The following is a 10627-nucleotide window of genomic DNA, read 5'->3' on the forward strand; positions in this document are numbered from 1 at the left end:
TCTCCGTTACACCTTTTCCACGTTCACGAGGAACGCCTTAAACTCCGGCGTCTGCGTGTTCGCATCACCAACAACCGGCGTCAGCGTATTAGCAATAAAGCCCTTCTTCGCCACGCCTTCATAACCCCAGTGGATAGGTATCCCGATGGTATCAACTTCCTGGCCGTGCACGTTCAGGGTGCGGATACGCTTGGTCACCACCGCTTTGGCCTTGATATAGCCGCGGTTAGAGGAGACCTTCACCGTATCGCCCTGGGCAATGCCCAGCTTGCCCGCCAGCTTCTCGCCGATCTCCACAAACTGCTCCGGCTGCGCAATCGAGTTCAACAGCGCATGCTTGGTCCAGTAGTGGAAATGCTCGGTCAGACGGTAAGTGGTCCCGACGTACGGGAACTTATCCGCTTTACCCATCGCGTCCATGTCATCTTTGAACACGCGAGCGGCCGGGTTAGAGATCACATTCGGATGCAGCGGGTTGGTCCCCAGCGGCGTCTCAAACGGCTCGTAGTGCTCCGGGAACGGCCCTTCCGCCATCTTATCGATCGCGAACAGACGTCCGACGCCCTCTTGCAGCATGATAAACGGCCCAACGTTGCTGCCCGGAGGCGCGGTGTTGTAGTCCGGAATATCTGCCCCTACCCATTTACCATTGGCATAGGAGAGCAGCTGGCGTTTCGGATCCCACGGTTTACCCTGCGGGTCCGCCGAGGCGCGGTTATAGAGGATGCGGCGGTTCAACGGCCACGCCCATGCCCAGCCGAGGGTATTCCCCAGCCCTGACGGGTCGGCGTTGTCGCGGCGCGCCATCTGGTTACCGTCCGGCGTCCAGCTACCGGCAAAGATCCAGCAGCCGCTGGAGGTGGTACCGTCATCGCGAAGATGGGCAAAGGAGGAGAGCTGATCGCCCTTCTTCGCCAGCACCTTGCCGCTCGCCGGGTCGATGATATCTTCCAGCGCTTTGCCGTTGCTCTCCATCGCCACTTCCTGCGGGGACGGGTTCTCCGGCGTGGTGTAGTTCCAGGACATGTTCAGAACCTGTTCCGGGTTTGCACCGCCCTCGGCCGCGTACATCTTACGCAGGCGCAGGAAGATACCCGCCAGGATCTCACCGTCGTTCAGCGCTTCGCCCGGGGCGTCCTGACCTTTCCAGTGCCACTGCAACCAGCGCCCGGAGTTGACGATGGAGCCGTCCTCTTCCGCAAAGCAGGTTGAAGGCAGACGGAACACTTCGGTCTGGATTTTCGAGGAGTCAACGTCGTTCTGCTCGCCGTGGTTCTGCCAGAAGGTCGAGGTCTCCGTGCTGAGCGGATCGATAGTGACCAGGAATTTCAGCTTCGACAGTGACGAGACAACCTTGTTTTTGTTCGGGAACGATGCCACCGGGTTGAAGCCCTGGCAGATGTAGCCCGTCACCTCGTTTTTCGCCATCATGTCGAAATACTGCAGGACATCGTAGCCTTTATCCCACTTCGGCAGCCAGTCAAAGCCCCAGTTGTTCTCCGCCGTCGCCTTATCGCCGTAGAAGGCTTTCATCATCGACACGAAGAATTTCGGGTAGTTGCTCCAGTAGTTAACCTGGCCTTCCAGCAGCGGCTTGGTGGTGTTGCCGGCAAAGTAGGTTTCCAGATCGTTCTGCTTATCGTTCGGCAGCGTCATGTAGCCCGGCAGACTCTGAGTCAGCAGGCCAAGGTCGGTCAGACCCTGAATGTTGGAGTGGCCGCGCAGGGCGTTAACGCCGCCGCCTGCCATCCCCATGTTGCCGAGCAGCAGCTGGATCATCGCCATGGTACGAATGTTCTGCGCACCCACCGAGTGCTGCGTCCAGCCGAGCGCGTAGAGGAACGACGCGGTCTTATCGTGGGCGCTGGTTTCGGCGATGTATTCGCAAACCTTCAGGAAGTCGGCTTTTGGCGTACCGCAGATGTTTTCCACCACCTCAGGCGTATAGCGAGCCAGATGCTTTTTCAGCAGGTTCCATACGCAGCGAGGATGCGTCAACGTCATGTCGCGTTTCGCAAAGCCGTTTTCATCCAGCTCGTAGTTCCAGCTGGCTTTGTCATACTTGCGCTTATCCGGGTCATAGCCGGTAAACAGACCGTCATCAAAGCCAAAATCTTCCCGCACGATCAGGCTGGCGTTGGTATAGGCTTCGGTATATTCACGGTTATATTTTTCGTTGTTTAACAGGTACAGCATGACGCCTGACAGGAAGGCGATGTCAGTACCGGAACGAATAGGCGCATAGAAATCCGCGACCGAGGCGGTTCGCGTAAAGCGTGGATCGACGACAATCAGCTTCGCGCCATTGTGGATCTTGGCTTCCATCGCCCAGCGGAAACCCACCGGATGCGCTTCTGCCGCGTTCCCACCCATCACGACGATGAGGTTGGCGTTCTTCATGTCGACCCAGTGGTTGGTCATCGCACCGCGACCAAATGTTGGAGCAAGACTTGCTACCGTTGGTCCGTGTCAGACACGCGCCTGGTTATCGACGGCTAACATGCCGAGTGCGCGGGTAAATTTCTGTGATAAATAGCCGGTTTCATTGCTGGCCGCGGAGGCGCACAGCATACCGGTAGAGAGCCAGCGGTTAACGGTCACGCCCTGCTCATTCTGCGCGATATAGTTTGCGTCGCGGTCTTCTTTCATCAGTTTGGCGATGCGATCGAACGCCTCATCCCAACTGATACGCTGCCACTTATCAGAACCTGGCGCGCGGTATTCCGGATATTTCAGGCGGCTTTCGGAGTGGATAAAGTCCACCAGACCGGCCCCTTTTGGGCACAGCGCACCGCGGTTCACCGGGTGATCCGGATCCCCTTCAATATGGAAGATGGATGATTTGGCATTTTTTGCACCGTCGCCAAGGCTATACATTAATAGCCCGCAGCCAACGGAGCAGTACGTACAGGTGTTACGAGTTTCGCGGGTGCGCAGCAGCTTATACTGCCGTGTTTCCGCCAGCGCGACGCTGGGTGCAAAGCCCAGTGCGGCTGCCGTTGTACCTGCCATACCGCCAGCGCAGATCTTAAAGAACTGCCTTCTGCTGACCTGCATGGGGTCGCTCCTTACTTTTTTTATTTTATCGACATTGTCTCGAATGGTGATCTCGAGTCTTTACGCTTTGCGGGCATGGCCGTAAAGGTTCAGAATAGGATGGTCCTCCTCGCTCTGGAGGAATTGCCGCCAGAATACCACAATGTCGCCAGGCCTGTTCCCATTCAGTTAACAAAAAGTGAACAATAAAATGCTCTCTACTCCTAAAAAGTCGACCGATATCATAGGGTGTCGCCAGGTGACGCTCTGGAAACGTGATGATCTACAGCATCCTCAGCCGGACAGCCTGGCGGAAGAGGTGCCCGTCGCGCTGGTCTACAACGGGATTTCACACGTGGTGATGATGGCCTCGCCGAAGGATCTCCCCGAGTTCGCGATAGGGTTTTCTCTTTCGGAGGGCATCATTGATGCCCCAGCGGAGATCTACGGGATGGACGTTGTGCCCTCCTGTAACGGTCTGGAGGTGCAGATTGAACTCTCCAGCCGCCGCTTTATGGGACTGAAAGAGCGCCGTCGGGCGCTGGCGGGGCGTACCGGCTGTGGCGTCTGTGGCGTGGAGCAGCTTAACGATATCGGCAAGCCAGTGGCCCCGCTGCCTTTTACCCAGACGTTCGATCTGGCGAATCTGGATCGGGCGCTGCGCCAGCTGAGCAGCGTTCAGCCGGTCGGCCAGCTCACCGGCTGCACCCATGCCGCAGCATGGATCGCGCCCGAGGGCGAGCTGATTGGCGGGCACGAGGATGTTGGCAGGCACGTGGCGCTGGATAAGCTGCTGGGCCATCGCGCCCGGGAGGGGGCAGGCTGGCAGCAGGGTGCGGCGCTGGTCTCCAGTCGGGCAAGCTATGAGATGGTGCAGAAGTCGGCCATGTGCGGCGTGGAAATTCTGTTTGCGGTGTCGGCGGCAACGACGCTGGCGGTGGAAGTCGCCGAGCGCTGCAACCTGACGCTGGTGGGCTTTTGCAAGCCGGGCAGGGCGACGATCTATACCCATCCTCAGCGTTTAGTGGGTGCATAATATTTGTTCAAAAATTTTGATTATAGTCAGCAAATCCCTTTACTTTTAGTTGGTGATTAACCGGTCTATTATTAATCACATCAAGGCGACATGCCTTATACAAACAACTTAATTAAAGGGTAATCATCATGAAAAACATCAAAACTTTTGTTGCAGTTATCGCTCTTGCCGCTTCCTTCGGCTCTTTTGCTGCCCAGTCCGTCTCCGCGACTGACACCACGCTCTCTGGTGCAGAAGCAAAAATCGCCGCTCAGGCCGAGCAGGCTGGTGCCTCATCTTACAAAATTACCCAGGCTTACTCAGGTAACTATGTACACATGACTGCTGAGCTGACCAAATAAAAGCAAAGTATCTGTCGAAAGAGCGCCTGCGGGCGCTTTTTTTATGCCACGCCCGCCAGCCGCAGTAGCGCAGTCACTACCGCCGCTGCTACGATCACCACAATTAACGGCATTTTGCGCCAGGCCAGGAATACGGCAAAGGCGACGCCGATCACCCGCGCCATACCGGCAAAATGATCCCCTTCGTAAAAGGTGGTGGCCAGCGCCACGGAAAACAGCAGCACGGTGGCCGCATCGGAAAGCAGTGCCTGCGAACGCTCAGAAAGAGCCAGTCGGCTACCGAGTTTGGCACCGCCGAGGCGCATTAAATAGGTCCCGGCAGACAACAGGGCGATGCCGAGAATAAATACCGTCATGTTTTCCACTATTTTTTCCTTGCGGCCAGGCCGAGTAGAGAGAGCAGGACCGGTAAACCCACCGGTGCAAAGGGAACGGCGGCAAGTGATAGCACCGCGCCGCTGCAAGCGCGGATAAGCGTGGTGCGATTTTTAAAAGCCGGTACCACTAACGCCAGCAAAATAGCCGGAAAGACCGCATCCAGACCGATGGTCTCCGGATCGGGCAGCAGTTTACCTACCACCGCACCCAGCAGCGCGCCGAGAGGCCAGATAATCGCCACCCCTAATCCGCACAGCCAGTAGGCCGCTTTACGCTGTTCAGGCGTTTTCTGTGACAGGCCAAACACCACGCTTTCGTCATTCATGATATGGCAGCCGAGCAGGCTGGCACCGCGCTTGCCGACCAGGTCGCGTACCGTCACGCCAAACGGCACGTGGCGGGCGTTAACCAGTAGCCCAGCAGCAGCGGCCGCCAGAGGATTACCGCCGCTGGCAACAATGCCGATGAACATAAATTCAGATGCGCCCGCCAATACGGTAATAGAGAGTATAAAGGGAACCCAGATCGGGAAACCGTATGCGATAGCCAGCGAGCCGTAGGACATGCCGACAATACCCACCGCCAGGCAGACCAGAACGATTGCCTTTATCGTGTCGCCTTTCAGGCAAGAGAGATGATGTTTCATACTGTTTTAACCGTATTGGTTTAGCTATATCGAACGAATATCCATTATAATGAACGCATCAAGATCGTTTTACAAGACGAACGATTCGTTCGATTTATAGAGCAAGGGCCGTTATATGACGCAGCCAATTAGCGTGATCGCTAAAAGTTTAGTGCGAGAACGTCTGCGAACCGGACTTTCACTGGCGGAAATTGCCCGTCGGGCCGGGATCGCTAAATCCACGCTCTCTCAGCTAGAGTCAGGCAACGGCAACCCGAGCCTGGAGACGCTCTGGTCGTTGTGCGTAGCGCTGGATATTCCTTTCGCCCGTCTGCTGGAGCCGCAGCAGCCCGCTACGCAGGTGATCCGTCGGGGAGAAGGGACGAAGGTGATTGCCGGCCAGGCGAACTATGAAGCCATTTTACTGGCCGCCTGTCCACCAGGCGCGCGGCGTGATATCTATCTACTGCTGACTCAACCGGGTGCAGATCGCATCTCCCAGCCCCATCCGCCGGGATCGGTGGAGCACATCATTGTGACCCAGGGTCGGGCGCTCGTGGGACTGATCGACGCGCCGGAAGAGCTGGGGGAAGGGGATTACATCTGTTATCCCGCCGATCGGCCGCATATCTTTAAAGCGCTTGAGCCGGATACGCATGCGCTTCTGGTTGCCGAACAAAATTAAACAGCAAGACACGGAAAAACATGTCGCTTAAAGCCATTGCCAAAGAACTGGGGCTGTCCGTTACCACCGTTAGCCGTGCGCTCAATGGGTATGATGATGTCTCCAAAGAGACGCGCGCCCGGGTTGAAGCGGAAGCACAGCGTCGTGGCTATCGTCCGAATACCTTTGCCCGTCGTCTGAAGATGGGCAAAATCGACGCCGTTGGGCTGGTTTTCCCGGTGCATCCTGTTCCGCTCAATAACAGCGTATTTATGGAGATGGTCGGCGAAATTAGCCACGAGCTTGCGCGGCATGAGATTGATTTGCTGCTCATTGCCGACGACGATCTGGCCGATAAGCACAGCTATATGCGCATGGTGCAAAGCCGCCGCGTGGATGCGCTGATCGTTGCCCATACGCTCGATCGCGATCCGCGTCTTGAGCAGCTCCAGACTATCGGTTTCCCTTTCCTGGCGCTGGGCCGCAGCCAGCTGCCGCAGCCGTATGCATGGTTTGACTTCGACAACTACGCCGGGATGTATCACGCCACACGCTGGCTGATTGATAAGGGCCATCAGCGTATTGCCCTGCTCGGTGAAAGCAACTCTCAGGCTTTTATCACCCAGCGCCGCCAGGGCTACCTGGATGCCCTGGCCGAGGCGGGGCTGTCCAGCGAATGGCTGCGCACCATGCCGCCTTCACGGCGAGCGGGCTATATCACCACTCAGGAGCTGCTCTCGCTGGCCTCACCTCCCACGGCAATCCTGACCGACTGCAACACCCACGGCGATGGGGTGGCGATGGCCCTGTCCCAGCTTGGCCGATTAACCGGCGATAACGCCGTTTCGCTGGTGGTTTACGACGGTCTACCGCAGGACAGCATCGTGGATGTCGACGTGGCGGCGGTGATCCAGGCTACCCGTCAGGGCGTCGGCAAACAGATCGCCGATATGGTGCTGCGGTTAATTAACGGTGAGGATATCGCCCAGCTTCAGGTGCTGTGGCAGCCAAGCTTTTCTGCCGGACAGACGGCGTAAATCTGCTGAAACTCTAAACCCGATCACAAATCCGAAACGTTTTGGTTTCTATCCGAAACGTTTCGGATCAACACTCAGTACATCCCGACGACAGGAGATGTCTGATGCAAGATTCTATTTTACGACTGGAGAGCAAGACGGTAGACGTGGTGCTAAAAACCCACCCGTTTGCCGAAATTCTTTACTGGGGGCCACACCTTAGCTACTTTTCGCCGCAGGATGCAGAGAGTTTGTCTCGTCCGGTTGCCAACGGCAGGTTAGACGTTGACTCGCCGGTCACGCTGATGGCCGAGCTGGGTCACGGTTTGTTTGGAACGCCGGGCATTGAAGGCCATCGCGACGGTATGGATAGCTCTCCGCTCTTCAAAACCGTTGGCGTGACGCAGGAGGGGCAATCTCTCACCGTAACCGCAGAAGATGACCATGCCGGCCTGCGTCTGGTCAGCGAGCTTACCCTCGACAACAGCGGCGTGCTGCTGGTACGCCATGGTTTAACCAATCTTCGTGCGCAGCCGTGGCAGGTTGACCGCCTTGCCATCACGCTGCCCATTGCCGAACGCGCCGGAGAGGTGATGGCCTTTCACGGGCGCTGGATCCGCGAATTCCAGCCGCACCGCGTGAAGCTCGACCATGATAGCTTCGTGATCGAAAACCGTCGCGGTCGCACCTCCCATGAACACTTCCCGGCGCTGATTAGCGGTACCTCGTCGTTCAGCGAAATGCACGGCGACGTGTGGGGCGTGCACCTTGGCTGGAGCGGCAACCACCGTCTGCGGGCCGAAGCTAAAACCGACGGTCGACGCTATCTGCAGGCCGAAGCGCTCTACCTGCCGGGAGAGATGGCCATCGCCGAGGGAGAAACCCTCTGGACTCCATGCCTGTATGCCAGCTACTCCGCAAACGGGCTGAACGGGATGAGCCAGCAGTTCCACCGCTACCTGCGGGACAACGTTATCCGCTTCCCGGAGAACAAGCCGCGCCCGGTGCACCTCAATACCTGGGAGGGGATCTACTTCGACCACGATCCGCAATATATTATGCGGATGGCGGACGAGGCGGCAGCACTGGGCGTAGAGCGCTTTATTATCGACGATGGCTGGTTTAAAGGGCGCAACGACGACCACGCCGCGTTGGGTGACTGGTATCTTGACGAGAAAAAGTACCCCCACGGCCTGATGCCGGTAATTAACCACGTTAAAAACCTCGGCATGGAGTTCGGTATCTGGGTGGAGCCGGAGATGATCAACCCGGACTCCGATCTCTATCGGGCGCACCCGGACTGGGTGCTGGCAATGCCGGGATACACGCAGCCCACTGGCCGTCATCAGTTCGTCCTTAACCTGAATATTCCACAAGCGTTCGAGTATCTGCTGGAACGTATGTCGTGGCTGCTGGGTGAGCATCCGGTGGATTATGTGAAGTGGGATATGAACCGGGAGCTGGTGCAGCCGGGGCACAATGGCAAGGCCGCCGCCGATGCGCAGACGCGTCAGTTCTATCGTCTGTTAGACGTGCTGGGCGAACGCTTCCCGCAGGTCGAATTTGAATCCTGCTCTTCGGGCGGGGGACGCATTGACTTCGAGGTGCTGACCCGCTGCCATCGCTTCTGGGCGTCTGACAACAACGACGCGCTGGAGCGCAACGCTATTCAGCGCGGCATGAGCTACTTCTTCCCGCCGGAGGTGATGGGTGCGCATATCGGTCATCATAAATGTCACGCCACCTTCCGCCAGCACAGCATTGCGTTCCGCGGGCTAACGGCGCTATTCGGTCATATGGGGCTGGAACTGGATCCGCTCAGCGTCGACGAGCAGGAGCGGGCAGGCTACCGGCACTATGCCGTGCTGCACAAGCAGTGGCGGGAGGTGATCCACACGGGTACCCAGTGGCGCGTGGAGATGCCAGATGCCACTACGTTGGCGCAGGGGATAATAAGCCAGGATCGAGGCCAGGGCTTGTTTATCGTCAGCCAGCTGGCGATGCCGGATTATACCCTGATGATGCCGCTGCGCATGCCGGGGCTGGAGGCGGGCGCGCAATACCGTATCACGCTGCTCGATCATCCCAACATTCGCTTAACCGGCGAGGGCGGACACACCATGCGCAAGTTACCCGCGTGGATGGAAGCCCCGCAGACGGTAAGCGGCGAGTGGTTGATGCAGGCGGGCATTGCACTGCCGATTCTGGATCCGGAGAGCGCCATCCTGATTGGTGTAGAACGGGTGTAATCGTGATGGGCCGGGGAACCGGCCCACAGCTGAGGATAATAATAATGAGCACAACTGCCTGTACCCACAAAGACAACCCTAACTTCTGGATCTTCGGACTGTTTTTCTTTTTCTACTTCTTCATTATGGCCACCTGCTTTCCGTTCCTGCCGATCTGGCTGTCGGATATTATCGGCCTGAATAAAACCCATACGGGGATCGTCTTCTCCTGCATCTCGCTTTCCGCCATCGCCTTTCAGCCGGTGCTCGGCGTAATTTCGGACAAGCTGGGGCTAAAAAAACACATGCTGTGGATCATCTCGGTGCTGCTGTTTTTATTCGCACCGTTTTTCCTCTACGTTTTCGCCCCGCTGTTGAAAACCAGCATCTGGCTGGGGGCATTGAGCGGTGGCCTGTACATCGGCTTTGTTTTCTCGGCGGGCTCGGGGGCGATCGAAGCCTATATTGAGCGCGTAAGCCGCAACAGTTACTTTGAATACGGCAAAGCGCGCATGTTTGGCTGCCTGGGCTGGGGACTCTGCGCTTCCACGGGCGGGGTGCTGTTTAGTATCGATCCGTCATACGTGTTCTGGATGGGCTCGGCGGCGGCATTGCTGCTGATGCTGCTATTGATTATCGCTAAACCAAAACCCAACCAAACGGCAGAGGTGATGAACGCGCTCGGGGCCAACCAGCCGCAAATTACAGCGAAAACGGTATTTAACCTGTTCCGCCAGCGCAAAATGTGGCTATTTATTCTCTACGTGGTGGGCGTTGCCTGCGTGTATGACGTGTTCGATCAGCAGTTTGCCACCTTCTTTAAATCCTTCTTTGCCACGCCGCAGGAGGGTACCCGCGCCTTTGGTTTTGCCACCACGGCCGGAGAGATCTGCAACGCCATCATTATGTTCTGTTCGCCGTGGATCATTAACCGCATCGGTGCGAAAAACACGCTGCTGATTGCCGGGCTGATTATGGCGGCGCGCATTATCGGCTCGTCATTCGCCACTACGGTGGTAGAGGTCGTGGCCCTGAAGATGCTGCATGCGCTGGAGGTGCCGTTCCTGCTGGTGGGGGCCTTTAAGTACATTACCGGCGTATTTGATACCCGCCTGTCTGCCACCATTTACCTGATTGGCTTCCAGTTTGCTAAGCAGTTGGCGGCGATATTTCTCTCCGCCTTTGCCGGGAATATGTATGATCGGATCGGCTTCCAGGATACTTACCTGATGCTGGGCTGCTTTGTACTGACGATTACGGTGGTGTCGGCGTTTACGCTCAGCGGCAGGCAGCAGAGCGTTAC

Annotated in this window: 9 protein-coding genes; 6 read left to right on the top strand and 3 right to left on the bottom strand. The window is 57.2% G+C overall.

Annotation, left to right across the window (positions count from 1 at the left end; genetic code table 11):
- Positions 1–6 precede the first annotated feature (6 nt).
- Complete coding sequence (fdnG, locus tag FN633_RS02300; RefSeq protein ID WP_106403955.1) at positions 7–3057, bottom strand: formate dehydrogenase-N subunit alpha; 3051 nt, start codon at positions 3055–3057, stop codon at positions 7–9.
- Positions 3058–3247: 190 nt separating this feature from the next.
- Between fdnG and fdhD the strand changes: the two genes are divergently transcribed.
- The gene (fdhD, locus tag FN633_RS02305) at positions 3248–4072 is read left to right on the top strand and encodes a formate dehydrogenase accessory sulfurtransferase FdhD (RefSeq protein WP_154056591.1); all 825 of its coding nucleotides are present in this window, start codon (positions 3248–3250) and stop codon (positions 4070–4072) included.
- Between the two features lie 128 nt (positions 4073–4200).
- A complete protein-coding gene (locus tag FN633_RS02310; RefSeq protein WP_042394493.1) occupies positions 4201–4413 on the top strand; it encodes a YdgH/BhsA/McbA family protein in 213 nt (70 codons plus the stop codon).
- 41 nt (positions 4414–4454) lie between these two features.
- Here FN633_RS02310 and FN633_RS02315 read toward each other — a convergent pair whose 3' ends face one another.
- Both FN633_RS02315 and FN633_RS02320 read right to left on the bottom strand, forming a co-directional pair.
- A complete protein-coding gene (locus FN633_RS02315) occupies positions 4455–4778 on the bottom strand; it encodes an AzlD domain-containing protein (RefSeq protein ID WP_154056592.1) in 324 nt (107 codons plus the stop codon).
- Positions 4778–5437, bottom strand: coding sequence for an AzlC family ABC transporter permease (locus FN633_RS02320; RefSeq protein ID WP_042394498.1), 660 nt, complete (start codon positions 5435–5437; stop codon positions 4778–4780). Before FN633_RS02320 ends, FN633_RS02315 begins: the two co-directional genes overlap by 1 nt.
- A gap of 115 nt (positions 5438–5552) precedes the next feature.
- On the opposite strand from FN633_RS02320, the gene FN633_RS02325 reads away from it, so the two are divergent.
- The 4 genes from FN633_RS02325 to FN633_RS02340 form a co-directional block, all read left to right on the top strand.
- A complete protein-coding gene (locus FN633_RS02325) occupies positions 5553–6101 on the top strand; it encodes a helix-turn-helix domain-containing protein (RefSeq protein ID WP_042394501.1) in 549 nt (182 codons plus the stop codon).
- Between the two features lie 20 nt (positions 6102–6121).
- Positions 6122–7117 (top strand): LacI family DNA-binding transcriptional regulator, encoded by a 996-nt coding sequence (locus FN633_RS02330; RefSeq protein WP_154056593.1) that lies wholly within the window; start codon positions 6122–6124, stop codon positions 7115–7117.
- Positions 7118–7221: 104 nt separating this feature from the next.
- On the top strand, positions 7222–9345 hold the full coding sequence (locus FN633_RS02335; RefSeq protein WP_154056594.1) for an alpha-galactosidase: 2124 nt from the start codon (positions 7222–7224) through the stop codon (positions 9343–9345).
- 44 nt (positions 9346–9389) lie between these two features.
- Positions 9390–10627 (top strand): MFS transporter (locus FN633_RS02340; RefSeq protein ID WP_154058799.1); only part of this gene is annotated, 1238 nt, incomplete at its 3' end.

Origin of the sequence: Pseudescherichia vulneris (assembly GCF_902164725.1) — a bacterium.
Taxonomy (GTDB): Bacteria; Pseudomonadota; Gammaproteobacteria; order Enterobacterales; family Enterobacteriaceae; genus Pseudescherichia; species Pseudescherichia vulneris.

Bases quoted from the DNA above. Each gene is read 5' to 3' on its own strand.
- fdhD (WP_154056591.1), top strand. From the start codon at position 3,248: ATGCTCTCTACTCCTAAAAAGTCGACCGATATCATAGGGTGTCGCCAG.
- FN633_RS02310 (WP_042394493.1), top strand. From the start codon at position 4,201: ATGAAAAACATCAAAACTTTTGTTGCAGTTATCGCTCTTGCCGCTTCC.
- FN633_RS02320 (WP_042394498.1), bottom strand. From the start codon at position 5,437: ATGAAACATCATCTCTCTTGCCTGAAAGGCGACACGATAAAGGCAATC.
- FN633_RS02325 (WP_042394501.1), top strand. From the start codon at position 5,553: ATGACGCAGCCAATTAGCGTGATCGCTAAAAGTTTAGTGCGAGAACGT.
- FN633_RS02330 (WP_154056593.1), top strand. From the start codon at position 6,122: ATGTCGCTTAAAGCCATTGCCAAAGAACTGGGGCTGTCCGTTACCACC.
- FN633_RS02335 (WP_154056594.1), top strand. From the start codon at position 7,222: ATGCAAGATTCTATTTTACGACTGGAGAGCAAGACGGTAGACGTGGTG.